Annotated in this window: 20 protein-coding genes and 1 pseudogene; 1 reads left to right on the forward strand and 20 read right to left on the reverse strand. The window is 34.2% G+C overall.

Annotation, left to right across the window (positions count from 1 at the left end; all coding sequences use genetic code 11):
• Positions 1-257: 257 nt before the first annotated feature.
• From A6J74_RS13985 to A6J74_RS14040, 12 genes are all read right to left on the reverse strand, one after another.
• Positions 258-1,493, reverse strand: a complete 1,236-nt coding sequence (locus A6J74_RS13985; protein ID WP_033657392.1) for a sensor histidine kinase — start codon at positions 1,491-1,493, stop codon at positions 258-260.
• Positions 1,494-1,504: 11 nt separating this feature from the next.
• Positions 1,505-2,176 (reverse strand): response regulator transcription factor, encoded by a 672-nt coding sequence (locus A6J74_RS13990; protein ID WP_001238627.1) that lies wholly within the window; start codon positions 2,174-2,176, stop codon positions 1,505-1,507.
• 212 nt (positions 2,177-2,388) lie between these two features.
• The gene (locus tag A6J74_RS13995; protein WP_001079919.1) at positions 2,389-3,093 is read right to left on the reverse strand and encodes a metallophosphoesterase family protein; all 705 of its coding nucleotides are present in this window, start codon (positions 3,091-3,093) and stop codon (positions 2,389-2,391) included.
• 418 nt (positions 3,094-3,511) lie between these two features.
• Positions 3,512-4,888: an ABC transporter substrate-binding protein gene (locus A6J74_RS14000; RefSeq protein WP_000054808.1), complete on the reverse strand. Its 1,377-nt coding sequence runs from the start codon at positions 4,886-4,888 to the stop codon at positions 3,512-3,514.
• Between the two features lie 27 nt (positions 4,889-4,915).
• Positions 4,916-5,737, reverse strand: coding sequence for a carbohydrate ABC transporter permease (locus tag A6J74_RS14005; RefSeq protein WP_000635953.1), 822 nt, complete (start codon positions 5,735-5,737; stop codon positions 4,916-4,918).
• A complete protein-coding gene (locus A6J74_RS14010) occupies positions 5,734-6,666 on the reverse strand; it encodes a carbohydrate ABC transporter permease (protein WP_000573573.1) in 933 nt (310 codons plus the stop codon). Before A6J74_RS14010 ends, A6J74_RS14005 begins: the two co-directional genes overlap by 4 nt.
• Positions 6,666-7,763 (reverse strand): ABC transporter ATP-binding protein, encoded by a 1,098-nt coding sequence (locus A6J74_RS14015; RefSeq protein WP_000571195.1) that lies wholly within the window; start codon positions 7,761-7,763, stop codon positions 6,666-6,668. Before A6J74_RS14015 ends, A6J74_RS14010 begins: the two co-directional genes overlap by 1 nt.
• Positions 7,760-8,326, reverse strand: coding sequence for a glycerol-3-phosphate responsive antiterminator (locus A6J74_RS14020; RefSeq protein ID WP_000471996.1), 567 nt, complete (start codon positions 8,324-8,326; stop codon positions 7,760-7,762). Before A6J74_RS14020 ends, A6J74_RS14015 begins: the two co-directional genes overlap by 4 nt.
• 308 nt (positions 8,327-8,634) lie before the next feature.
• Positions 8,635-9,315, reverse strand: coding sequence for a GNAT family protein (locus A6J74_RS14025; RefSeq protein WP_001212341.1), 681 nt, complete (start codon positions 9,313-9,315; stop codon positions 8,635-8,637).
• 180 nt (positions 9,316-9,495) lie between these two features.
• Positions 9,496-10,368 carry an ankyrin repeat domain-containing protein gene (locus A6J74_RS14030; RefSeq protein WP_000287349.1) on the reverse strand — a complete coding sequence of 291 codons (873 nt, stop codon included), beginning with the start codon at positions 10,366-10,368 and terminating at the stop codon, positions 9,496-9,498.
• Positions 10,369-10,808: 440 nt separating this feature from the next.
• Positions 10,809-11,312: a nitrous oxide reductase accessory protein NosL gene (locus A6J74_RS14035; RefSeq protein WP_001220934.1), complete on the reverse strand. Its 504-nt coding sequence runs from the start codon at positions 11,310-11,312 to the stop codon at positions 10,809-10,811.
• 134 nt (positions 11,313-11,446) lie between these two features.
• A complete protein-coding gene (locus A6J74_RS14040; protein WP_000450026.1) occupies positions 11,447-11,701 on the reverse strand; it encodes a hypothetical protein in 255 nt (84 codons plus the stop codon).
• Between the two features lie 255 nt (positions 11,702-11,956).
• Here A6J74_RS14040 and A6J74_RS14045 point away from each other — a divergent pair, with 255 nt between their 5' ends.
• Entirely contained in the window at positions 11,957-13,261 is a 1,305-nt protein-coding gene (locus tag A6J74_RS14045; protein WP_000880435.1) for a CitMHS family transporter, read from the forward strand.
• A 43-nt stretch (positions 13,262-13,304) separates the two neighbouring features.
• Here the strand turns inward: A6J74_RS14045 and A6J74_RS14050 are convergent, their stop codons facing one another.
• The 8 genes and pseudogenes from A6J74_RS14050 to A6J74_RS14080 all read right to left on the reverse strand — a co-directional run bounded on the left by A6J74_RS14050 (position 13,305) and on the right by A6J74_RS14080 (position 26,205).
• Positions 13,305-13,997, reverse strand: a complete 693-nt coding sequence (locus A6J74_RS14050) for a response regulator (protein ID WP_000343065.1) — start codon at positions 13,995-13,997, stop codon at positions 13,305-13,307.
• Positions 13,997-15,601 (reverse strand): ATP-binding protein, encoded by a 1,605-nt coding sequence (locus A6J74_RS14055; protein WP_000669467.1) that lies wholly within the window; start codon positions 15,599-15,601, stop codon positions 13,997-13,999. The genes A6J74_RS14050 and A6J74_RS14055 overlap by 1 nt, the downstream gene beginning before the upstream one ends.
• A 160-nt stretch (positions 15,602-15,761) precedes the next feature.
• The gene (locus A6J74_RS30700; protein ID WP_370115443.1) at positions 15,762-16,709 is read right to left on the reverse strand and encodes a methyl-accepting chemotaxis protein; all 948 of its coding nucleotides are present in this window, start codon (positions 16,707-16,709) and stop codon (positions 15,762-15,764) included.
• Between the two features lie 42 nt (positions 16,710-16,751).
• Positions 16,752-17,738: pseudogene (locus A6J74_RS30705) on the reverse strand (cache domain-containing protein); the annotation flags it as partial.
• Between the two features lie 254 nt (positions 17,739-17,992).
• Positions 17,993-19,567: a flotillin family protein gene (locus tag A6J74_RS14065; RefSeq protein WP_000155031.1), complete on the reverse strand. Its 1,575-nt coding sequence runs from the start codon at positions 19,565-19,567 to the stop codon at positions 17,993-17,995.
• A 12-nt stretch (positions 19,568-19,579) separates the two neighbouring features.
• Positions 19,580-20,128, reverse strand: a complete 549-nt coding sequence (locus A6J74_RS14070) for an NfeD family protein (RefSeq protein WP_000478273.1) — start codon at positions 20,126-20,128, stop codon at positions 19,580-19,582.
• Positions 20,129-20,374: 246 nt separating this feature from the next.
• Positions 20,375-23,272, reverse strand: coding sequence for a collagenase ColA (colA, locus tag A6J74_RS14075; protein ID WP_001036363.1), 2,898 nt, complete (start codon positions 23,270-23,272; stop codon positions 20,375-20,377).
• A 299-nt stretch (positions 23,273-23,571) separates the two neighbouring features.
• Entirely contained in the window at positions 23,572-26,205 is a 2,634-nt protein-coding gene (locus A6J74_RS14080; protein ID WP_000739675.1) for a leucine-rich repeat domain-containing protein, read from the reverse strand.
• Positions 26,206-26,276 lie beyond the last annotated feature (71 nt).

Genomic DNA, 26,276 nt, shown 5'->3' on the forward strand with positions numbered 1-26,276 from the left:
ACCAATCGAGTATTTCCGGACAGCCCGACTCCAGCCGAGTTTTACTGTCCAGAAAATAGCGGGATCATTTTTTAAATACTATACATACATCTCATCACTGCCTGAGATAACATTATGATCGAGAAAATTTACTCACATACACCTCTATAATCTCTTCTTCATGTAACAATTTTTCTTTATGCAATACATAATATAAATAGTTTCTTAACTTTCCCTTAAAAAAAGACGACCTTGTAAAAACAAGATCGTCTTCTTACTTATATTTTTTGATTTTTAGGGAGAACTACTTCAAAACAAGTACCCTCTCCCCATTTGCTCTCTACTAATATTTTTCCGTAATGCTTTTCTACAATCCACTTGGCGATTGAAAGACCTAATCCAGCTCCCTCTGATGTACTCCTTGCTTTATCCCCTTGATAAAAACGATCAAATAATTTTGGGATATCCTCTACTTTCACGCCTATCCCATCATCTTTCACCTGTATACAAATCGAGCTGCTCGTTTGCGTGCAATCAATTCGAATATGACCGCCTTCATTCGTATATTTCATCGCATTATCTAACAATATGACCATCATTTGATGAATCCGTTCTCTATCACCCATAAAAGACATGTTACGTTCTACTTTTAATATCATCTCTTTTTCTTGATAAGAAGCAATTTCTTTATATGGATCTACTATTTCTTCTAACAATTTACCCATTTCAAATGTTTTTTTATCCATCTCAATTTGATTTGAATCCGAACGTGCTAACAACAATAAGTTGCTAACTAGTTTCGATAACCGCCTGCATTCTTTAGATATTGTAGAAATGTCCATCGCTTTTTCTTCTATCGTAGCGGAGGGGGACTGAAATAACACATCCGTCTTTGATTGAATAACTGCAAGTGGCGTTCTTAATTCATGCGATGCATCGGAAACGAACTGCTGCTGTTTCTCCCATGAATTTTGAATCGGTATGAGTGCTCTGCCAGCTAGGAAAAAGCCGATACCTATTGCACAGAGACTTCCTATACTACAACCTATCACGAGAATTAAAAATAAAGTATTTAACATTCCTTCTTCCGCTGTTATATCTCGCACGATTTGAACTATTTCTCCATCTTTTTGAAGCGAAAATGCTCTAAAATATCGTCCTTGCACTTCAATATCTTGCAAATCCTCTAACTTTTTTGGAGAAAACTTTTCCAAATTCTCTTCAAAAATAGAACGGAATTTACGATTATCGCCCTCTATTTTCACTATTTTCCCATTCCAAGTTATTCTAGTTACCCGCGGATCTCCAATTTGGATTTTCTCCATGCGTTTTCTTGGTGGTATTTTAACATCTAGTTTTTCTCCATACTGAGCCATCATTTTTATAGATTGATCCACTTCATTATAAATACGCTTATATGTGTACGAATAAACAATACTACCTAATACTCCTATTAATAGGATAAATACTAATGAGTTCACTATAGTCAGACGAATGCGTGTTTTTTGAAACATACTTCCTTTTTTCATTTCTCTTTTAATATATATCCAATACCACGAACAGTTTGAATATCTTTCTGATAACCGAATGGCTCTAATTTTTTACGTAAATGATGCACATACACTTCTACAATTGCTACTGTCGTATCTGAATCAAATCCCCAAACACGATCGAAAATTTGTTCACGCATTAAAATCTTTCCGCTATTTTGAATGAGATACTCTAAAAGCTCATATTGTTTTAATGTCAGCTTAATATCTTGTCCCTCTACTTGAACATCTTTATCTTTTCCAAACAATTCAATTCCTTTATATCGAATTGTCTGCTTTGTTGTTAAACTACCACTTCTGCGTAATAAAGCACGAATTCTCGCCTTTAGTTCTGGTGCTTGAAACGGCTTTACGATATAGTCGTCTCCGCCAAAATCCAATCCTTTCACTCGATCTTCTAAAGAATCTCTCGCTGTTAAAAACAGGACTGGCGTTTCAATTCTTTCATCACGTATTTTTTGAATTACTTCAAACCCGTCCATTCCTGGCATCATCACATCAAGTAAAATTGCATCATAAATGTTTTGCATTGCCAAAAACAATCCATCTTCTCCATTTAACGCTGTATCTACTTCAAATTCATCACGCAAAATTTGTACGATAGACTCTAATAACGAAGCATTATCTTCTACTACAAGTAAGCGCATATTCTCACCTTCCATACTATAGTTCAATTCTATTTATTATTACATTTCTGCTCTTCATAACGAAAGAATGTAATCCTATTATGTAATTTCATTTTCAACTATTTCCTTCTAAGTTTTTGCTAGATATAAAATTTTGAGCCTTTATTATAAAAACTCTTTCTTAAATTTTGCTTAATAAAAAATTGAAAGAAATAAGATTCCCCTTATCTCTTTCAATTTTTTACTACGTACACCTTTTTACTCGGCAACTCCAAACAATTTAATTGACCGCCATACACAGCCCCGCCATCAATTCCAATAATACGATTACTACCAAAATATACTCCGCAATTCTCACTACCATGAAGCGTTTTTGTTTCCGTATGGCCAAATACAACAACCTTTTCGCCACTATATCCACTATGAAATTCATTACGGATCCACATTAACGTATATGGTTCAGATTCAGAAACTCGTTTCATTGGCTCAACACCAGCATGTACAAATATATACTCTTCTGTTTCAATGTAATGATCTAATTCTTGAATAAATTTTACATGTTCCTCTAATACGTGAGATTGTAAAATTGGCTTTTGGAAGTCCCCTTCATTAACTGCAATATCTTCTTCTACAAATCCATAGCTATATAACGTTTTATCTCCACCATTTCTTTTTACCCAATGGTTCCATGAGCGTTCCTCATCTGTCGTTAGCGCTTTAATCATCATATCTTCATGATTTCCCTTTAAAACGAATGCTCCTTCTTCTTTTAGCTCTTTCACCTTTTCAAGTACAGCACGTGCATTCGGACCACGATCCACATAATCCCCTAATAGAATTAATTGATCTTGTTTTGCGTTGTATTGTATTTCCTCAAGTAACTTTTTAAATTTATCAATCTCTCCATGAATATCACTAATGACAAGTATCCTATTCATTTTTCTCCTTCTTTCTAAATAAAGTTATTTCTAATTATAACTTTATTTAAAGGAATTTTCTGAACTCAACTACTAGAAAGTATTATTATTACAAATGCAGCTAATTTCCTTACAACACTGTAAGTCTCTTGTCATTCAATTCGATAGTTGTAATTACTATATTTCCTTATACTAAAAGTAAGAAATGAAACAAAAAACAAGGAGAGATGAGATATGAAAAAAGTGATGGAAGTTGTAGTAGCGGTGGTAGAGGTTTTCGTAAATGGTAAGCAAGTTGCAATGGAGTTAAATAAATAATGAAAAGGACAATATTCATTCTAGACCCTTTACTCATATAAAAGAGATAAGAGTTCATCATTTCTTTGATCCCTTATCTCCCTATAAAGAAAGCCGTATCCCTTTAGGATACGGCTTTCTTTTATTTTTGGCTCGTACGAGCTGAAATGCTAATCGCTCTATCTGTTGCTTTTGCAGCTTCATCCAACGCTTCTTTACTATTCTTTCCGTCATACATTGCTTCTAATGCTTTTACAACTGCATCTCGTGATTCTGGGAATACACTAATTAATGCACCTTGAGTTGCTGGAGATTGCTTCGTCGCTTGTAATTGTTCTACTGTTACTTTTAACTGTGGATATTTTTCATATTGCTCTTTTACTAACGATTCATTATATGCATCTGGATTAATTGAGAAATATCCTGTTGCAGTATGCCATTTTGCTTGTACGTCTGGCTTCGTTAAATATTTCATAAAGTCCCATGCACCTTGCTGCGTTTCTTCTGAAACCATATTCGTCATCCATAATGATGCACCGCCAATAACAACACCATTTCGCTTTGAATCTTCTGGATACGGAATATACGAAACACCTACATTAAACTTAGATGCATCAATTAAATCACGAACACCTGCTGAAGAATCTAAATACATAGCAACTTGTCCAGATTGGAACGCGGCACGAATATCATCCCAACTTGCTCCATACTTTCCTAGTGCACCAGCTTTATTCAATTCATCTAACATTCCAAATACTTTCTGTCCTTCTTTACCGTTAAATACCGCTTTCTTTGCAGCATCTTTACGGCCATTTTCATTATCTACATATAAAGCCCCTTGTGTCGCTAACAATTCTTCAAAGAACCAACCATAATTGAGCATAGAAAATCCATATTGTTTTACATTTCCGCCTTCTTTAAACGTTAACTTTTTCGCGGCTTCTTTTAATTCAGCATATGTTTGTGGAGCTTTCTCTGGATCTAACCCAGCCTTTGCAAAAGCATCTTTATTATAAATTAATACTGGCGTAGATGAATTAAATGGCATAGAATACATTTTTCCATCAACTGAATAATAATTTGTAATTGCTTTTTCTAATTTTGATGTATCGTACTTATCTTTTTTAATCCAACTATCGATAGGCGTAATCTTTTTGCTATCAATCATATATTTCGTTGTAATTTCACTCGATTGAACAAGAGCTGGAGCTTCTTTCGTAGCAGACATCGTTTTAAACTTCGTTAAAGACTCTTCGTATGTTCCTTGAAACTCTGCCTTTATCTCGTACTTATTCTGCGATTTATTATAGTCTGCAACAAGCCCATCTAGTACACCTTGTGTTTTTCCACCCATCGCATGCCAAAAACGAATTACAGTTTTATCACCATTTTTTTCAACTGGTGCTACTTTTGCCTGCGCTTCAGGTTTCCCCTCTGTTTTACTATTTGAACAAGCAGCCCCAGTTAATGCCATTGTGGCTGCCATTAAAAGAGCAGCACTTTTTTTCAATAAACTCATCTCAATCCCACCTTTTCCTATGTATGCTTATTTAATTGCACCTTTTGTTAATCCTTGTTGTAATTGCTTTTGCCCTAAAAATAGTAAAATCAACGTTGGAATGACGATAACCGTAACACCGGCCATTACGCTTCCCCAATCAGTTGCAACTTCTTGAGATTGAAGTTGCTTCACACCAATTTGAACTGTTCTGACTTTTTCATCAGTGGTCACTAAGAGCGGCCACAAGTACATATTCCATGTTGTTAAAAAGCTATATACTCCAAGCGTAATAAAACTCGTTTTACAATACGGAATTACAACGCTGAATAAAAACCTTACATTTCCAATCCCTTCAATAAAAGCAGCTTCTTTCAATTCATTCGGAAGCGTCATAAAATGTTGGCGTAATAAGAAAATACCGAAAGCTGTTGCAAAAAATGGCACTGTCATCCCAGCAAAGCTATTGATCCAACCAAAGTTTTGAATCGTTAAAAAGTTCGGTACCATCGTTGCTTCCCACGGAATAAGCATCGTTGAAATAAACAAGAAGAAAATTACGTTTCTCCCTTTAAACTGAAGAAAAACAAAAGCATAAGCTGCTAAACTGGATACGATAAGTTGTCCAATCATAACAATCGTCGATACAATTAAACTGTTGTACAAGTATGTAAAAAGCGGTACTTTTCGAAAGATATTCATAAAATTATCGAAAGTAAATTGGGTCGGAAATAACCTTCTCATTTGAATATCATCTGGTGTCATAAAGCTTATTAAAAACGCATAGAGTACAGGAAAAAACACCATTACTGCACTAATAATGAGCAGCATGTATAATAGGAAATTTTGTTTCCACTGTTTAACGATCATTTATAATGCACCTTTCTCTCAGCAAACTTAAATTGAAGTAATGTAGCAATAAAAATGAAAACAAATAATACCATCGCTTGTGCACTTGCTGTTCCAAATTGATGATTCACAAATGCCTCTTTATAAATCGAATACACAATTAAATTCGTTTCATCATTCGGTCCACCGTGCGTTAAAATATCAATTTGTCCAAAACTTTGGAATGCACTAATTAACGTTACTGTCACGATAAAGAATAAAGTTGGTGATAGCATCGGTAATGTAACGCGGCGAAGCTTATATAAATAACTAGCACCATCTATAGATGCACTCTCATATAAAGACGTATCAATATTTTGCAAACCACCTAATATAACTAAAAATGCAAATCCTGTATTCACCCAAACCGTTGTAACCGATACAGAAAACAGTGCCCAGTCCGGACTCGTTAACCATGCGATTGCCGGAAGATTCATAGCGGCTAATATATTATTAAATAACCCTACACTTGGATGAAATAAAAATAGCCAAATCACTGCGCTAGCAGCTACTGATATTCCCATCGTTGAAGAAAAGAGAACACGGAACAATCCAATACCTCTTACTTTTTCATTTGCAATTAATGCAAGAAATAAGGCGAATACAATACTAGTAGGCACTGTATATAAAACAAATAATAAAGTTGACTTTATACTTTTGTAGAAAGCAGGATCAGAAAATAAATATTGATAATTTTCTAAGCCAACGAAAAGATTGGCTTCTCCGTGTATATCTGTTAAATAAAAGCTATAGTAAATCGTCCTAAACAATGGATAGAAAAGAAAAATTGAAAATAACAAAATAGATGGAGCCAAAAACAATAATCCTATTCTTAAATCTTTCGTTCTGCCCCATAAACTCTTCTTTTTTGACACTGCTGTTTGAACTGGTAACTTCCCTACTTCAATCATTATTTCGCCACCACTTTCAACTCTTCTTCAGCCACCACTTTTAATCGTTCATTCTTATTTTGGTGAAAGAAACATAGTTTTTCTTGCGAGAATAATAATTTTACTTTGTCACCTTTGTTCAGGATTAACTGTCCGATGACTTTCGCACTCCAAGTTGTTCCATTTACCGCAAAGTTTAATATAGACTCATTCCCTAATACTTCTACAGATTGCAGCGTAACTTCTTGTCCTGCCTCAGACAATGCAATATGCTCAGGACGCATACCTATTCGAATTGTCCCTGCTGGTAATTGCTTTAACTGTCCAATAGATAATGGAATTTGCAATTGCCCTATATGTAATACGCCTTTTTCTTTATCCACTTCTCCATCATTTATATTCATAGAAGGAGAACCTATAAAACTTGCAACAAATTCATTTGCTGGTTCGTTGTATATATCAAGAGGTGTTCCAACTTGTTGTATACTTCCTTTATTCAAGACCATGATACGATCTCCCATAGTCATCGCTTCTATTTGATCGTGAGTAACGTAAATCATCGTAATTCCGAGTCGTTGCTGAATTTCTCTAATTTCAATCCTCATTTGCGCACGTAATTTCGCATCTAAATTCGAAAGTGGTTCATCCATTAAACAAATCGGTGCTTGACTCACGATCGCCCTGGCAAGCGCAACACGTTGTCTTTGTCCGCCTGATAATTGGCCCGGTTTCATTTTCACATACTCTTTCAGCCCTACCATTTCAATAGCTTCTATTAATCGTTTTTGTCGCTCTTCTTTTTGTACCTTCCTTACCTTAAGTCCAAATAAAATATTTTCTTCTACAGTTAGGTGTGGATATAATGCATAATTTTGAAATACCATTGATAAATTACGGTCTTTCGGCTCTAAATTATTTGCAACACGTTCATTAATCATTAAATCTCCCGAAGAGATTTCTTCTAAGCCAGCGATCATTCGTAGTAATGTACTTTTTCCACATCCCGAAGGTCCAACTAAAACGAAAAATTCTCCCTTCTTAATATGAACCGATACATCTTTAACCGCTGTCTCTTCCGCATTTATATATATCTTTGAAACATCTTTCAATTCGATCACAAGGTTGCACTCCTTTTTTCTTCTTGTATCCATACTTCATAATGACTCGTTGAAATCGCACTTGCTCCCGCACGAATGGCAATTTCCGCATCTTCCCGCGTTTGAATCAATCCACCTGCAATAATAGGAAACTCTATTTTCTCTGCTAGCTGTTTTATAATAGAAGGCATAATTCCAGGCATAATCTCTACCGCATTTGGTTTAGTCGTTTTACAATTTTCAATTGATTTTGTAAGAGATAAAGTATCGACAATAAAAATTCGTTGAATCGTTTTTAATCCAATTTTATTGGCATTTCGAATTGTCGAACCTTTTGTTGAAATAATACCTTGTGCTCCGATAACATCTTGAATATACAAAAGGGCTTCCTCTGTGTTCGTATTTAAGCCTTGTATAAAATCACAATGAAGAAATACATCATGTCCATGTTTCTGTAATTCGTATACACGCTCTGGTAACTCCAGCATTGAACCAGTCATAAGAAAAACTGTTTTCGGTAATTTTTTGTATGCTTTATACCCTTTCCAATCCTTTATCATCGCGATATGAGGTTCTTTAAACATTTATTCCACCTAGCTTTTCTATTTTTATCCAAACTAAAAACACCTACTTACATAGAACACCCTTCTCCTTATTTGAACTCTAGGGAATAGAGCACACCTAAGAAAGTGGCACGTTATATGTAAGCGGGTGTTCTCAAATGTTCTCTACCCTAGTTATTTTGTTACCTTTACTATATTACGCATTTATTAAGTCAGTTTTGATAAATTGTTAATTAGGTGTTAATCGAATGTTAATATTCACCATATTGTTTTTTACAATAATCCAGATATATGAATAAAATCTAACAGAACACAACAATATTTACATTTCAATCAATATGTAAATTCATTCCATAGTTAATAAGTTTTAGTTTTCTCGCCACTGCTTGTGAAGCACAATTATCCCAAGAGGTACTATAAAGCGGAATACGTTTTTCTTCTTTTATTGACATTTCCCAAGCTTTAACGACATCAGCACCATATCCCTTTCCCTGGAAGCCCTCTACAGTTTCCACACTTGCCTCAGCAGCTATAGGCGTACTTCTTGCACTGCAGCATATAGAAACGACTTGTTCATTTTCAACAATTGCAAAATAAGGTTGCCTCCATTCCATCTGTTCTATTAGATTAGGAAAATTTTCTCGCATGAGCTCTTTATTCTTCTCTGTTATTTGTATCACCCTAGTCGGCTCATTTGAATTATTTGGAAACATGTAAGCAGGACCCATCCAAATATTCTCTACCGTTCTCTCTTCATTTAATACTTTCATGATCTTTGCTATCTCTATGTGATTTGAACGTTCTCGAATTAATTTCTCAATCTTACTTATTATTTCACCATCCAAATTACAATGATATCTCGTTATATTCCCTTCACGAGTTTTGCTAAGAAAAAAACGTGGTGCTTTCGGATTTCCCTGTTCATTTACACTCTTTATTCTTCCCACTTGATTATGAACAAATAAAACCTCTGCCTGAATTACTATTAACTCAAGTTCTGAAAATCGCATTTATGCCCTCCTTCATTACCCTGTGTAGCCTCCATATACCATCCATTCATACTCTATTTTCTGATGTTCAAAACAAAAATCCCATTTAAATACACATTACTGAATCAATCATACTAAAATGACTTCTTCATTCTGTCTATCTAAATGGGATTATTTCGTACTCTTTATGTCTTTTTCTTATTATTCCACCGGTTGTGGTTGCGGCTGCACTACTTCATTCGCACCAGCTATTCTCAACACATTCGCAATATCTTTAAAACCTCTTTTTTCAGCATATTGCAGCGGCGTAATATTTTCCTTATTGGCCATATTTACATCTGCCCCGTGGTCAATAAGCATTTGAATTACTTTCTTATGGCTTTCACTACCATTTCCCAATACAATTGCTTCTATTAAAGCTGTACCACCACGTTCATTTTTATAATTCACATCAATATCTGTATGCTCTAATAATTCTTTAACAACCTCTACATGACCACGCTCAGATGCAGAAATGAGTGCTGTGCCACCTGACTTAGTCGTTTCTTTCGTATTAACTCCTGCATTAATTAATACTTTTACAATATCCGTATACCCTTCTCTACTTGCATAAAGGAATGGATTGCTTTGTTTCTCATCTTTGACTTCAATATTTGCACCTGCACCAATTAATGCTTTAACTGTCTCTACATGATTTTGGTACGTTGCTGCAAGGATAGGGGTTTCTCGGTTGTCACCTTCTACGTTTATATTCGCTCCATCCTGAATCAACTTCATAGCTGTCTCTGTGTCTCCAAGAGTCGCTGAAAGTAACAACTGTTTGTCCAGTAAATTTATACTTTTTTCTTCTTTAACTTCTTCTTGTTCTTTATGCTTTTCTTTTTTCTTTTCGTTTTTCACATGAACCGGTTTCGATTCTGGTTCCTCTTGCTTATCGCAAGCCACTACCGTCATTAAAAGTCCTAATAACATACATAATAAAATTTTTTGTTTTCTCACAACTACAGCTCCTATGAAAGATAATGTTTTCTTAACCATTCCTCCATCACATACAATAACTCTTCTTGAGTACATTTATCCATAAGCCCTTTATATTCCTTCTTTAATCGGATTATCTTAAGCTTATCCTATGTTTCTCAACCTATTGGAATGATACGCCTGATGGCCTCATCATTAACATTATGAAGCAATTAGTTTAGCACGTTTTAACCGCATTTGTATACATTTCTAAAAAGTACATAAAGTGAAACTTTAATTAGTGGGGGTTTTGTTCATCTACCACTAATTATTAGTTGAACCAATCGGGCTTTTACGGGCAGTTGATCTCCACCTAACTTCTTTGCTTTCACTAAATTTTGAGGTGGGGATCTTACTGCCCGTTAATGCGGGATAAATGATTGCTTTAGGTCACTATACTCCATTGTAACCGTTCTTCTAAAAATTTTACACCTTTTCTATATTTGCACCTGAGTAATGCTAGAAAAAGACAACTATATAGTTGTCTTTTTCTAGTATTAATGATGCCCACCGTGATTCCCTGTTTTCGGTTTCCCCATCATTTCTTTATTCATTTCCCATTTATGCTCTGCTAGCTCTTTATACGAAAGAACCTTACCCTTATAGTTAGATACAAAGCTCTCTGCATCTTTTTTATTTTTAAATGAAATGACATTATAAGCCATTGGTGTCGTTATTGTTTTATCATATACGTAAGTAGCGTCTTCTAACGAAACCCAATCTTTCGAATCATAATCTCGAACAAATTTTTCTTTCGTCTTTTCGCCTGGATTAATCTCCATCCATTTATACATACAACCAATATCATCAAACTTTAACGCTTTTCCATTTTCTAAAATGATTTCTGTTGCAAATTGATTATCCGTTACCCCAATTTGGCAAATATCACACTTATCATGTTTCTCATCAATTGCCACAGCTGTTGTTCCCTTTTTCCCACACCCCACTATCGTAAATAAGAAACATAAACATATAGCAAGCACAACATACTTTATTCTCATCACTATTCCTCCCTAAAAACCGTATACTCCACAAGGAGAATATCAAAAACTTGTGTGGGATTTGTGAAAAAACAATGTGCTTTTTGTAATATAGAAAACAAAAAAGATGTGTAGCTATTTCTACACATCTTTCATCATTCACAGCCTGTAATTAATAAATCATCTTCTAACTTAACTAATAATGTATCTGTATTAATTTTCTGCCCAACTTCTACATTTACTAATCTTATATTTCCACTGATACCGACCGCGACTTTTTCAAGCTCACCATTATTTTTTCGGACCATCATTAATTTTTCCCACTCATATACATAAGAAGATTCATTAACAAAAATCTCTTCTATCTTCCCCTCATAAGAACTATAAACTTCTTCTATTCTCGTTTCCATTCAAAATCTACTCCCTACTTCGCACTTCACTATTTTCACCTTATTCTATCACTCTTGTTAGAAGTAAATTATATTTTTAAAAATTCAAAATTACCTTCGTGAACAATATGACCAAAATAAAAATTATGCTTCTAATGGTGTTATTTTTCAAATTATTTACCATTTGGATAGATGCTTTTATGATAAACAAAAAACATTGTTCTGAATTTTTACTTTATTTTGAAAGCGCAATCATTTTTTTAAGGGGGAGATCGGATGTTAGCTCTACTTGGATTTGCAATGGTATTTGTCTTTATGTTTTTAATCATGACGAAACGTATGTCAGCATTAGTAGCATTAATATTAATTCCAATTACTTTCGCATTAATTGGCGGATTTTATGCAGACATGGGTCCTATGATGTTAGAGGGCATTCAAAAATTAGCACCTACCGGTATTATGCTTATGTTTGCCATTTTATATTTTGGAATTATGATCGATAGCGGTTTATTCGATCCTGTCATTAGTAAAATATTAAAATTTGTAAAAGGAGATCCTTTAAAAATTGTTGTTGGTACAGCCATTCTTACTATTATTGTTTCATTAGATGGGGATGGAACAACAACGTATATGATTACTGTTTCCGCAATGTACCCATTATATAAACGTCTCGGAATGAATCCACTTATATTAGCTGGGGTTGTTATGTTAGGGGCAGGTGTGACAAATCTTACACCTTGGGGTGGACCAACTGCTCGAGTTATGAGTGCACTTGGACTAGATGCATCAGAGCTCTTTACACCACTTATACCAGGAATGATTGCTGGTGCAATTTGGGTAGTTTTCGTTGCCTACTATCTTGGAAAAAAAGAAAGAAAACGTTTAGGCATTATGGATGTGCAATATTTAAAACAAATGCAAACAATGGATGAGCAAGCTGCCACAGTAGAAGCTGCCGTGCATAAACGCCCTAAACTTCTATGGATTAACTTTTTATTGACCGCTACATTACTTGTCTGTCTCATACTAGAAGTTATGCCGTTACCTGTTCTCTTTACAGTTGCTTTCGCTATTGCTGTTATGATTAACTATCCAAACTTAGAACAACAAAAAGAACGTATTGCCTCTCATGCAGGAAACGTATTAGCTGTTGTTTCACTCGTATTTGCTGCTGGAATTTTCACTGGTATTTTATCTGGAACAAAAATGGTAGATGCAATGGCTCAAAGTGTAGTAACTCTTATACCAGATGCACTTGGACCACAGTTGCCAATTATTACAGCTCTTCTTAGTATGCCGTTCACATTTTTCATGTCCAATGATGCATTTTACTTCGGGGTATTACCTATTTTAACGAAGGCTGCTGCTACTTATGGAATTAGTGCAGCTGAAATGGGACGCGCTTCCTTACTCGGTCAACCCGTTCACTTATTAAGTCCTCTTGTCGCTTCCACTTATTTATTGGTCGGAATGGCTAAAGTTGATTTTGGTGAACATCAACGCTTCACTTTATTGTGGGCCGTTGGAACGACAATGGTGATGTTGATTACTGGAATTGTAATTGGGATTATTCCAATATAAGACGCAAAAAACAGTAGAAGAAATAAATCCTCTACTGTTTTTGTTATGAAGAAACGAGAAAATACCTTCTCTCTGGTCTCCCTACACTTCCATATATAAGCTCTGCATGTACTTTCTTCCCAGATATTAAATACTCTAAATAGCGTCTCGCTGTTGATCGACTTACTCCAACCATCGAGCTTAACACTTCTGCGGTAATTCCTTCTTCATTAACTGTTAACATATGCTTTTTTATTTTCGCTAAAGTTAAAGGATCTATTCCTTTTGGAGCATATTCAACTGTATTTCCCTTCACACCTCTTTGAGACCATAAGTGTTCAATTTGTTCTGTAGATAATTGATTGCTTTTCTTTAACTGCCTAATCTTTTTTTGATAACTTTCTAAACTCGCTTTAAAACGGTCAAACATAAGTGGTTTTACGATATAATCAGTTACTCCACCACGTAAAGCATGCCTTACTACATCAGTTTCCGATGCAGCTGTAATCATAATAATATCTGTATCATGCAAATTATGCCTAATATATGTGACAAGTTCTGTTCCTTGTATATCAGGTAAGTACACGTCTAATAAAACGAGTTGTGGCTTCACAAGCTCTAGCCATTCCTTCGCTTGTTCCCCAGTCGTTGCTGTTCCAATTACTTTAAATCCTTCCATTTTTTCAGTAAAACGCCGATGAATGTCCGCAATCCGAATATCATCTTCTACAATTAATACTTCAATCTCCTCATCCATTACAACTCGCCTCTCTCTTTCGGTAATGCAATAATGAACAACGCACCACCTAAATCCCCTTTTTCAATTGCAATGCTTCCATTTAAATCTTCTACTAACTCTTTCACTTTTGCTAATCCATATCCTCGCTTCTCTCCTTCTTTCGTTGAAAAGCCTTTATAAAATATGCTAGTAATTATTTCATCATGAATCCCTTGCCCCGAATCTTCCACTTCAATTAATATTTCTTCTCCGATATCTGTTACAAACATTCTAACTTTCTTATCATGCTCTTGATTTTTTTCAATTGCTTCAAATGCATTCGTAATTAAATTCCCTAAAATCGAAACGACATAATTACTCTCAATATGCGGACTTAATGTTTCTAAACTACTTTCTCGATCTAGTACAAAATCAATCTTCAACTCTCTTGCCCTATTATAAAATCCAATTAAAATTCCACCTAGCCATGGATTTTGAATTCGCTTCATAATAAATTGAACAAAATCTTGATATACCGCCGTCTCCTTATGAATGAGCTCTAGAGCATCTTCATATGACTCTAATTGGATAAGACCTGAAAGCGTATACAATAAATTGTTGTATTCATGGGTTTGTGCTCGTAACGCCTCTGTATATTGCTTCGTCTGAGATAATTCTGCTGTTAACTGGTCCATTTCAGATTTCAAACGTAAGCTCGATACGACGCCGGTTACTTTATTATTTACTTTAATAGGTAGACGATTAGCAATAACAGCCTGCCCTTTTATATTTAATTGACGATCAAACTGTTCTTCACCAGTTTGAAGTACATCTAGTATGGATGAATTAGGAATTATATTTAAAATAAATGATCCAATGATATTTTTTCGGTTGTCTAGTGAAAGAATATCGTAGGCTGCTTGATTGACTAAACTAATCATGCCCTTTTTATCAATTACGATAATCCCTTCTCGTACAGATTGAATCACTGTACTATGCTCTTCATATAAAGATGAAATTTCTTCTGGTTCCATCCCAAACATCATTCTTTTTATACTTGCAGCTAAATATATGGAACCGATTATTCCCATTAACAAACCGATTATTGTAATCCAAAATACACGCTTTCCATACACTTCTACCGCTCCATGAATATCATCCATTGAAAATCCAACAGATACTACACCAATAATTTTATTATCCTGATTACGGATTGGAACTTTTCCGCGTAAGGAAGGTCCTAATGATCCCGTTGCTTTCGAAACGTAAGATTTCCCTTCTAATAGCACTCCTTTATTATCTCCACCAACCATTACTTCTCCTATTTTGTCTTTCTTGGGGTGTGCATAACGAATCCCTTCCTTATTTCCAACCACAATAAAATCAGCATCTGTATCAATTCGAATTTTTTCTGCAATCGGTTGAATAATAGAAGCTGGATTTTCTTTTTGAAAAGCTTCCGCGATTTCCGGTATAGCTGCAACTGTTTTCGCAACATGCAAAGCTCTTTTACCAATTTGCTCTTCTACTGTTTCAGATAATATGTAGTAAAACAAATAACTTGTTAACAAAAGCACAACAAGAATAAGTGTACTAATAGTTAATGTAATTCTCGGTTGTAGTTTTAATTTTTTAAATTTCAAAACCATTCCCCTAACATGGATAAAGATAGAATTTAAAGAAAATACAGTTTTTTCAATTGTTAAACTTAATCATAACACGGTTACTACACATTTCTTTATTTTTATCTCCATAAAAAAAGAAACGAAGTAAAATTACTACCTCGTTTCTTAATATTTTTTATTACACTTTAAACTTGCCAATCATCTCTTGCAATTCTTCTGCCATTTGTGATAAGTGAACTGCTGCTCCATTAATTTCATCTACTGAAGCTAATTGCTCTTCAGAAGAGCCAGCAATATTTTGAACACTTGCTGCATTTTCTTCAATCGTAGCTGCAATTTCATTAATAGATGCACTTACTTGTTTGGCATCTACCGTCATTTGTTTCGCTACTTCTACCATACTATCAATTTGCACAACTGTATCATTTGTAGATTTCAATATTTCAGCAAAGCTTTGCTTCGTTTCATTTGCAACTACAAGACCTGATTGTACTTCTGTTCCAACTTGATTCATAGAGCTTACCGTTTCTTTTATATCAAATTGAATCTCTTTCACTAGTTTTCCAATTTCCGTAGAAGACTGTCCTGATTGTTCAGCTAATTTTCGCACTTCATCCGCTACAATTGCAAATCCTCTTCCTTGCTCCCCAGCTCTTGCAGCCTCAATTGCAGCATTTAATGCTAATAAATTTGTCTGCTCTGCAATATGTTGAATCACTTCCAGAATTGCTCCGATTTGTTTCGACTTATCATCTAATAAAGCAATGACTTTATCTGAATTTGAAACTGACTCATGAATTAATTGCATTTGATTCACAGTTTGCTCAACTAACTTCCCACCATCTTCAGCTTTTTTCTTCGTATACATAGAAGCTGTTGATACTAATGAAGAACTATCAGCAACACGCTGAACTCCTTCTGTAACTTCTTCTAATAACGTCGCTCCTTCTTCAACTTCTCTCGTTTGTATTTCAGCCCCACTCGACACTTGCTCTATAGCTTGTGTAATTTGTTCTGTCGCTTCACTTGTCTGCTTCATGCTAGCTGTTAATTCTTCTGAAGATGCTGCTACATGACTTGCTGAAATATTTATATTGGAAATGACATTATGTAATGATGATGCCATCTCATTAAAACTTTCTCCTAACTGCCCGATTTCATCTTTAGAATGAACTGTAATAGATTCTGTTAAATCACCTTCACTAATTTTCCTAGATGATAGAACAAGTTGTTTTAACGGTTTAATAATAGAAGCAATTATGAAGTAAATTAAAACCCCACCAATCATTAATGAAATCCCAATAACAGTTATCGTTTTATAGAAAATAGGTTCAGCCGCTTGAATAATTTCTTTTGAAGGCATTATCCCCGCTATTTTCCATCCAGTTTTCTTATTCGTTTTAAAAGTAATGTTACGATCTTCACCATCTAATGAATAATGAAAATCACCAGCTTCCTGTTTATAAAATTCCTTACTAAGTTTCTCTTCTAACTTCACACCCGGCTTCAGTGTCGGGTGTGCGACTACATTTTTATCTTGATCAAATATCGCTACATAACCTTCCTTACCGATATTAACCATCTTGGAAGTAGTTACAATATTATTGATAATTAAGTCAATCCCAAGAACGCCACTTTTATCCTCATTTTGTTTTGCCAGTGTGATAACAGTATTCCCTGTCGTTTTTGACTTATATGGAGCAGTTACAATTACTTCTTCGCTTTTTTTCACTGCCTCTTTATACCAATCTCTTTCTGTAGGATTATATCCTTCCGGCATTTGAATTGCCGGTGATTGAATAAATTGCCCGTTGCTAGACCCAGTATAGATAGCTTCCATTTCCGGATGTAACTTATTATATTCTTCTAGTTTATTTTGGATATTTTGTATTTGATCCGCTTGGTAACTTGATTGTGTAAATAATTTCGTAAAATAAGTTGCATCTACTTTTTTACTATCCAATTCCTTATTAATTACATTATCCAAAATTTTTATATTATCTTTCGCCGAGTTTAAAATCGTTTCATTAAAATTTGTTTTCGCCTGCTGATAAGACGTCCAACCAATTACAATACTTGGAAGAATTAAAATGATAATAAATGACACAAGTAACTTTGTTTTTAAACTACTACTCCTTAACTTCCTTTGAAACATATTTCTACCCCTCCATACCGTTTTACATGCAATAAATTACAATTAATCTATTTATAAAAATTATAAGATATAAATAAATTGACGAGACTCTCTATTTCTTTTTACTCATCATTCTAAATTTAAAGGATTATTGCATACTTACTTCATTCTATAAAAATTAAATAATTAAAACAATGTATAAAAATGTATATTATTCGAAATATTATGATTCACAGAAGAACCTCTAGCACATGCTAGAGGTCCTGCCTACCTTACTATTCTTTATCTTTTTCTACTTCTTTTTTCTTATCTTCTACTACAGATACAACCGGTTTATCACTTGATAATTGTTGTACCGCTCCTTTTCCTGCAAATCCTTCTAATAGCTCTTTTAAGTCAATTCCAGAAGAAGCTTTTAAAGTTTCTTGCATCGTTGCCATTAAATCGGTCGCATAGCCCGCAACTTTTCCGGCCCCGCTATTTTTACCACCGCCGCCTGTATCGACAACTGTGATTTTATCAATGTTACTAAGCGGACTTGCAAGTTCCTTCGCATAACTTGGAAGCATTTTAAGAACCATATCCATAATTGCCGCTTGACCATATAATTCAAATGCTTCTGCAATTTTTTGTTTCGCTTCTGCTTCTGCTAAACCTTTTAACCTAATAACATCTGCCTCTGCTGTACCTTGTGCTTTTTGTACTTCCGCTTTCGCTTGACCTTGTGCTTTCTCAATCTCTGCTTTCGCTAAACCTTCTACACGAACTTCTTCTGCACGTGCTCTTGCTTCTGCTTCAATCTTATATTGATCCGCATCTGCTTTTTTCATTTGTTTTACTTTTTCCGCTTCTGCTGATTGTTCGACAGCATAGCGATCTGCATCTGCTTTTTTCTTCACTTCTGCATCATATTGCTTTTCACGACGTGCAATCTCTTTTTCTTCTAATTCAATTTGCTTTTCACGCTCAATGATTTTAACGCGCATTTGCTCTTCTGTAACACCTTGTTGCGCTTTCGCTTGTTGTAATTCGTAAGAAAGGTCCGCATCTGCACGAGCTTGTTCTTGATCTCTCTTATAGGACTGCACTTTTAATTCCTTATGTTTTTCAGCTTCAGCGATTTGTGCATCACGTTGATATTCTGCTTCTTTTGCTTCTTTCTCAGCACGAGCTTTTTCAATTCGTGCCTCTTTTTCACGCTCTGCATTTGCAACTGTTGCATCACGCTTAACCATTGCAATTTGCGGCTGTCCAAGCGCATCTAAGTATCCGTTTTTGTCCATTATTTCTTTAATTGTAAAAGAAACGATGCGAAGACCCATCTTCTTTAAATCTGTAGAAGCTACTTCATGCACCTTTTGAGCAAATTGCTCTCTATTACTATACGCATCTTCTACTGTCATAGAAGATAAGATAGCACGGAGATGCCCTTCTAAAACTTCTTTTGCTTCTATTTTTAACTCTTCCGTTTCTTTTCCTAAATATTGTTCAGCTGCTGTAGAAACTTCTTCAATTGTCGATCCTACTTTAATAATAGAAACACCATTTACTGTAATTGGTACACCTTGTTTCGTATACGTATCACGTGTACCAACTTCTAATTTGTAGTTTAATAGACTTAAAGGCTCTGCTCTTTGCATAATTGGAACTACAAAAGTACCGCCACCGCGAATAATCTTAATCTTCTTTCCATCATCAGTGGTAACAACATTTTTCCCACCACCAAGCCAGTTCCCTGTAACAATTAACGCTTCATCTGGACCAACTGTTCGATACTTCGTAATGAATACTAAAATGAGTAGAATTAAAATTGCGAGTAAAACTCCACCGACAATTAATGGAATCGTCATGTAAATTCCCCCTTATAATTTTGGTTTCTTTAAAGAATAAGCGATGTTTTGTACAAGCAAAACACCATCTTGAACTCCCTCGATAATAACTTCAGTTCCTTGTGAAATATCTTTCTTTCCAATTGTTTTAGCTGGGATTGCATTACTTCCAAATTGGGAGGAGATTAATACTTCACCAAATCCTTCTGTAGGAATTGTCGTAATGACTTCTCCCTTGCAACCAATGAATTCATCCATACGTTGTACGGTATTTTGTTCTGCTTCTGCAATCGGTTTTAAAATTAATATTTTCATTATGAAAACACCGATAAAAGATATAGCAAATGAACCAGCGAAAATAATAGTACTATTAAAGGAAAATAAATATTCTCCTATATAACTAAGTCCACATAACATAGCGAAGAAACTAAGTAGTAAAGTAACAACGGATACAGATCCGCCCCCAAAACTAAATATTGATTCAAATATATCTCCAAAGAAAATATAAATAACAGTGAGTATAGTAGCAATAATAAATCCATATAAATAAATTGTTTCAAGTGGATAACCAAACAAGAACATTTCTTATCCCCCTTTCTTAAACAATCCCTTTTTTGTTATGTGTATGCCTCACCTCTTTCAAAGATTATTAATCTCAATTTTCAGTTATTTACCCTTTAAAGAAAAACCTGTAAGACAGGTCTCTAAAAAAGAACAGGAGAAACCTATTGTGACAGGCTCCTCCTAGAAAATAACCGATATATTATATATCTATATAATACACTATTTTCCACAAAAAGTAAAGTTAAACATACATTGGAAAAGCACTTATTTTAGTGATAATGAGTACGTTCCATCGCCATTATCATATTTATATACATACAAGTAATACTTACCTGGTTTTGCATTTAATTTTGCTTCTATATGATTTCCATTAGCTTGACCGTAAGCAGCATAATTTTGCATATCTGATTCATGGTGAAGTACCCACGTCATCCCAATTCCATACTCATTTAAAACAGAAATATCGATATCTTTCGCTGATGCTACATTAAATGTATAAACATCGGTGTGATCCCCGCCGATAAGGCTACCTTTTATAGTAGTGTTTAGTCCGATACGATTTGCTTCCTCTTTACGATTATTTGGTTCAGATTCTGTTAAACTTCCATCTTTAATCGTAACAGTTGTTTCACTTCTACTCTCTTTTCCTTTATCATCTTTTACTCTTAACACTACTTTATAAGTTCCTTCTTTTTCATATGCATGTACTGGATTAACTTCTGTACTTGTTCTTCCGTCTCCAAACTCCCATGAATAAGAAACGATTTTTCCATCTTCGTCGTTTGATCCATCACTTTTGAATTGAATTCCTTCTTTTACAAGCCCATTATAAGGACCGTTTATATGAACTGTCGGAGCTTTATTTTCTCCGTCATCTTTTGCGATACCATGGAAGACTACGTCATATTCAAATTCATTGGAACTATTCACACGGTAATTGACGAAATATGCTGTAACCGTTTTGTAGCCGCTCCATTCTTTTTGCGCCAATTGTTCTAAAGCTTCATTTACTCTTTTACCCATTGCATTCCAGTCTTCTGATTCACCTTTTGTTACACTACCTGTAAACGTACCTTCTAATGTAAATGTATTAAAGAATTGAGACTCGTGTTTTGTCATTTTTGCATCTTTCATAGACAACGTCTCACTAATTTCTTTCTTCACTTCTGTTAACGACTTTGGTGCATGTTCAGCTAAATAATCATCTGCTACTTCCGGTACAGTGTACTTATCTTGATTATTAATTAACTGCTGCATATACTCTTGATACTCTTTATTTAGCTTAGAATCTTTACTTAGGTTTTCACGATATGCATCATAATTTTTCACGTCATTCGCACGAATTAAATCTTGAATTTTATCAAATGTTTCAAACTGATGCGTATATAAGTAAGACTGCAATGCGAACGAGTAGTTATAGAAATCCCAAGAACCATATTTAGCAAATAGTGTGCGCTCTGCTGTATAACGGCTTGCAGGATCAGATGATAATCCGCTAATGATGCTCTTTCTTGGTACAACGTTATTCGTACGAGTAGATCCTGCGAAAAACTCTGCATTTCCTTCTTGGAACCAAGTTAACCTTTCATTTTGATACATATCTCCTCTTCCAAATAGACCTGGTACTTCATATCTTCCTTGCAGGTAATGAGTAAATTCATGACGGAATAACTCTTCTAAACTATAAATACTTTGCTCTGGTGTACGCTCATATGTAAAGAATGTACCTGTCTCTTCAATATAAATTCCACCATTGTTTGTTTCATATCCATACAATTGTCTATTTAACTGATATTCATCTGGACTATTATAAATTACAATCGTTAATACATCATCCGCATTTCCTGGCTCTAACGCTTTGTCATTTCCAATTACACGATGATACTGTGCCTTTACTTCCTTCGCAGCCCAATATAGTCTCTTAATTTTTTCTTCTGATACTTTATCTCCTGTTTTGAACACAATTGATCCATCGTCGAATGTATACGTTTTTGGTAAGTATTGCTCTTTTCCTTCTTTACGTATTTTCTCTAAATCTACCGTATTCCCGCTATAATCTTTCCCATTATAATTTGTTGTAATTTGTTCTACCGCAACAAAATACGGTTCACTTAAACGCGGATACATATGCATCGCTTGTGTAACAACCTCTAGTCCTTTATTTGGATTGCTATGAAACTTCCCTAAACGGCTAGCAAAATAAATTCCATTATTAACGAGCCATTTATTTTCTGACGTTACTTCATTTAGAAGAGCAATACGATTTATTTCATTAATAAACCCATCTACTTTTCCATACCACATCGTTTCATTCGCTTCTTTACGGGCCTCATTTAAGTAAGACTGTATATCATAATCAATGCCTTGCATCATATCGTATACAGCTTGTCCTTTCATACGATCGTCTACATATGCATTAAAATTATCATTATATTGTTTTAAAATATTCGATGCGTATTGCACTGTTTCAACATCACTTGATGCATTACTAATTAATTTACCGTATGCAGATACTACTGTATCTTGCTCATTTGTTCCAAGCTTAAAGTTTGGATTTTTTGCGATTGCTTTTAAAGCCGGTAAGCATTTGTCCTGGAAGCTTCTTTCATTTAAAGCGCTTAATTCATTATTATAAAATGCAAGATAAAAAGCTGAACGTAACACTTCAGTAAACGTTTGAATTCCTTTTGAATCATCTTTCGTAAATGTACTACCTCTATGAGCTAATTCATCTATAATGACTTGCATTTTTCCGTTATCTTTATAAAAGGCTTTTGCATCTTCATTAAACTGGAATAAGTCTGTAATTTGATGCCACTTAATACTGCCTAACGTTTCAACTAACTCTTGATCATTCATTTTGTTTAAATCAGCCATTGAATAGCTGTCTTTAGCTTGCTTTACTGCCAAGTTCCTCGTAATAGATGCTGGTCGCTGTGAAAAATCTCCTACTTTTAAACGTTCTTGAAATGATAATGTTTCTTCGGCTTTAGAAACGTGTCCGATCTCATCTACTGGTTTTTCAATTCCAACTGGTTTCGAATGCAATACATTATATGGCACCTTTTCTTCTGCTGATACATTCGTTTGAATTGCCCCTAACGATAGCGCCATTGTACTAATACTAAGCATCATTTTATTAATTTTTGATTTCTTGTTCATATCATTGCCCCCTATTTATATATTCCATCCACGAAATTAACATATTATCCGGATAAAAAGATATAAAATGCAATATTTCATATTATTTCTTGATACAATTTGAACGTATCGTGAACGAAAAGTACTTATAATTTTCGCTACAGCTTCTCCATTATTTTATTGATTAAAACATCCTCGTATCCATATCCTTCCCCTATTCAAAAAGACCTTATCATAAGCATATTTCAACATGAAATTGCTATGATAAGGTCTTCTCAAATAATTATATATTTTTTTGTAATAATAAGATAAAACGTTATTTATTTCTTAAATACTCTCTTTCTAAATACAAACATACTTAATGTTGAAAGAACAAATGCTAATCCAGAAAGTAAACTCGATGTGTTAGCTTGACTACCAGTTGCTGCTAAAGACTTCTGATTTTCCTCTTGCTTATTAACTTGTTGCTTATTTGAAACTTTTTCTTGCGTACTCTCTTGTCCTACCACCTTCACCGGCCCAACTTGATTATCCCCTTTTGGCTCTTGATTCAATCCAGTTGTTGATTCTTTTACCTCTTCTTTTGTACCTTCAACTTCTTTTACTGGTTCTTTCACTTCTTCTTTTGTACCTTCAACTTCTTTTACCGGTTCTGTCACTTCTTCTTTTTCAACTATATTTTGGATTACCGTTCCGTTAAAACTTATACTAATTTCATCAGAATCTAAATCAAATTTATATACCTTTTCACCTGGGGTACTCCATTTTATTACTCCGTTATTAAGCGTTCCGCCCTCACCTGTCATTTTGATATTGTCAATAGCTTCTCCTTCTAAGTCATATACAGGAACTTGAATTTCTTCATTTACTTTTGCTTCATCTAAAATGATTGTTTGTCTCCCGACATCAATTGAAAACCACTGCCCTAATTGTATTAGCGGTCTTACATCACAAATCTCATTCCCTGCTAAATTCAAGCTAAGTAAGTCCAGCATTGAACCAATAACCGTTACATCTTTAATATGATTGTCTGCAAGATTTAACCACTGTAAGTTTTTTAATGAAGATAACGGTGTTATATCTTCAATTTGATTATGAGATACATTCACAATATTTAATTGTTTCAAATTTGAGATGAACTCAATATTTTTCAAGCCTACTCCTTCTAAAGTGAGGTTTTCTAAGTTCGTCATGTACTCTAAACCTGTTACATCTTTTATCTCTTTTCCTTTTTCTTTAAGTATCTCTAATGTTTTAATCTGTAATAAATCTTCTTTTGTTATAGGAGCGTTTAAATTCTCTCTACCTAAATTCTCTTTATTAATATGTTGTTGTAAATGTTTATCCAGGATTACATTTTGACTTTCTTTTTGTTTTTCAACTATTTTCTGGACAACCATCCCATTAAATCTTATTTTACTTTCACCAGAGCTTGTATCTAATCTAAATTCATATGTTTTTTCTCCAGGACTATTCCATTTTATAAATCCATTATTCAGAATGGCCCCCTCACTTTTTAAATTGATATTTTGAAGTGGCTCCCCTTTAAGATTGTATATTGGAATTTGTATTTCTTCATCTACGCTTGCTTCACCTAAAAAGATTTTTTGTCGTTGAATATCAATTGAAATTCGCTTACCCAATTCCTCAACAGGCCTTACGTCAGCAATTTCATTCGCTCCTAGGTTCATCTCATGTAAATCTGTTAAATTACTCAGCGGTGATATATCAGAGATATAATTCTCTTCTAAATTCAGTACTTGTAATTTTCCTAATTTAGATAATGGTGATATATCTTTTATTTCACTATCAGCAATTTCTAGTTCAATAAGATTACTCATTTTACTAATAGATTCAACATTACTAATTTTATTGTTCCCTATCCATAATAGTTCCACATTACTTAATTGGTTAATTCCAGTAAGATCACTGATTTGATTATTGGCTAAGTATAACTGTTTCATAGTTGATAATGTAAATAATGGCTGGATGTCTTCAATGTTATTCCCAACTAAATCTAATGTTTTAATTTTTTTCATTTTACTTAATGGTGTAAGATCAGAAATTTTATTATCTCTTAAAAAAAGCATATTAATATTCTCTAACTGCTCAATTGGATGAATATTTTTAATTGGATTAGAAGTTAAATCTACGTACTTCAAATCTCTCAGTTTCGAGATGGCTGATATATCTGTTACATTAGATTCTCTTAACGTCAACTTCTCTAAATTTGTCATATGTTCTAAACCAGCTATTTCATTTATTCCTTCACCTGAATAAATGGATAATGTTTTAATCTTTAATAAATCTTCCTTAGTTATTGGATCATTTATATTTTCTCTATTTAAATTATGCTTATTAATATGCCTTTGTAATTGCTTATCTAATATTACATTTCCGCTTTCATCTTGTTGTTCCACTTTATCCTCTCTATTTTCCTTTTCTGGAACATTGTTTTCTAAATTTAAAGCATTTACTTCAAACTGCACTTGATATTTATTATCATAGGCCATCGTTGGAATATAAATATGCATTTTCATATTATATCTTTTTCCCAATTCCCCAACTTCAAATTGAATAACCTTCGTTCCATTTTTCTTTTTGTCTTCTGATATAACCTTTACATCATGAAACACACCAGGAGTATGAATATCCTCTGTTTTCAAGTATTGGAAGAAATCGCTATCACTTAACGTTGCTGTTACAATTTTCTTTCCATTCTCAATTGTTAATTTCGGATCCTTTATATAAACAGCTGCCATAGACTCTTCATTCGTTTTATCTTTATATGCTTTAATAACAGCGTCATATGTACCATCTTCTAAACCTTGTCCCGTTTTATTCGCCTCAATTGCTACCGCCGCTAAAGCAGGTGTCGAATACACAGCAAATGGAAGTGATAACGCCGCCGCTATAATCATTGCATTTATATGTTTTTTTTTATTTTTTTTCAACTTTACATCTCCTCCAATATATATAATTCAAAATGTAATCATTTCTTGAATAAATGATAATGATTTTCATT

The sequence above is a fragment of the Bacillus sp. FDAARGOS_235 genome, assembly GCF_002073415.2.
Taxonomy (GTDB): domain Bacteria; phylum Bacillota; class Bacilli; order Bacillales; family Bacillaceae_G; genus Bacillus_A; species Bacillus_A toyonensis.

What these genes read in the sequence shown, in the direction of transcription:
- colA (WP_001036363.1), bottom strand. Translation starts at nt 23,272, where the DNA reads ATGAACAAGAAATCAAAAATTAATAAAATGATGCTTAGTATTAGTACA.
- A6J74_RS13990 (WP_001238627.1), bottom strand. Translation starts at nt 2,176, where the DNA reads ATGCGCTTACTTGTAGTAGAAGATAATGCTTCGTTATTAGAGTCTATC.
- A6J74_RS14070 (WP_000478273.1), bottom strand. Translation starts at nt 20,128, where the DNA reads ATGTTCTTGTTTGGTTATCCACTTGAAACAATTTATTTATATGGATTT.
- A6J74_RS14010 (WP_000573573.1), bottom strand. Translation starts at nt 6,666, where the DNA reads ATGATTGAAGTAGGGAAGTTACCAGTTCAAACAGCAGTGTCAAAAAAG.
- A6J74_RS14005 (WP_000635953.1), bottom strand. Translation starts at nt 5,737, where the DNA reads ATGATCGTTAAACAGTGGAAACAAAATTTCCTATTATACATGCTGCTC.
- A6J74_RS14045 (WP_000880435.1), top strand. Translation starts at nt 11,957, where the DNA reads ATGTTAGCTCTACTTGGATTTGCAATGGTATTTGTCTTTATGTTTTTA.
- A6J74_RS14020 (WP_000471996.1), bottom strand. Translation starts at nt 8,326, where the DNA reads ATGTTTAAAGAACCTCATATCGCGATGATAAAGGATTGGAAAGGGTAT.
- A6J74_RS14040 (WP_000450026.1), bottom strand. Translation starts at nt 11,701, where the DNA reads ATGGAAACGAGAATAGAAGAAGTTTATAGTTCTTATGAGGGGAAGATA.
- A6J74_RS30700 (WP_370115443.1), bottom strand. Translation starts at nt 16,709, where the DNA reads ATGGCATCATCATTACATAATGTCATTTCCAATATAAATATTTCAGCA.
- A6J74_RS14035 (WP_001220934.1), bottom strand. Translation starts at nt 11,312, where the DNA reads ATGAGAATAAAGTATGTTGTGCTTGCTATATGTTTATGTTTCTTATTT.
- A6J74_RS14065 (WP_000155031.1), bottom strand. Translation starts at nt 19,567, where the DNA reads ATGACGATTCCATTAATTGTCGGTGGAGTTTTACTCGCAATTTTAATT.
- A6J74_RS14025 (WP_001212341.1), bottom strand. Translation starts at nt 9,315, where the DNA reads ATGCGATTTTCAGAACTTGAGTTAATAGTAATTCAGGCAGAGGTTTTA.
- A6J74_RS14050 (WP_000343065.1), bottom strand. Translation starts at nt 13,997, where the DNA reads ATGGATGAGGAGATTGAAGTATTAATTGTAGAAGATGATATTCGGATT.
- A6J74_RS14030 (WP_000287349.1), bottom strand. Translation starts at nt 10,368, where the DNA reads ATGTACTCAAGAAGAGTTATTGTATGTGATGGAGGAATGGTTAAGAAA.
- A6J74_RS14000 (WP_000054808.1), bottom strand. Translation starts at nt 4,888, where the DNA reads ATGAGTTTATTGAAAAAAAGTGCTGCTCTTTTAATGGCAGCCACAATG.
- A6J74_RS13985 (WP_033657392.1), bottom strand. Translation starts at nt 1,493, where the DNA reads ATGTTTCAAAAAACACGCATTCGTCTGACTATAGTGAACTCATTAGTA.
- A6J74_RS13995 (WP_001079919.1), bottom strand. Translation starts at nt 3,093, where the DNA reads ATGAATAGGATACTTGTCATTAGTGATATTCATGGAGAGATTGATAAA.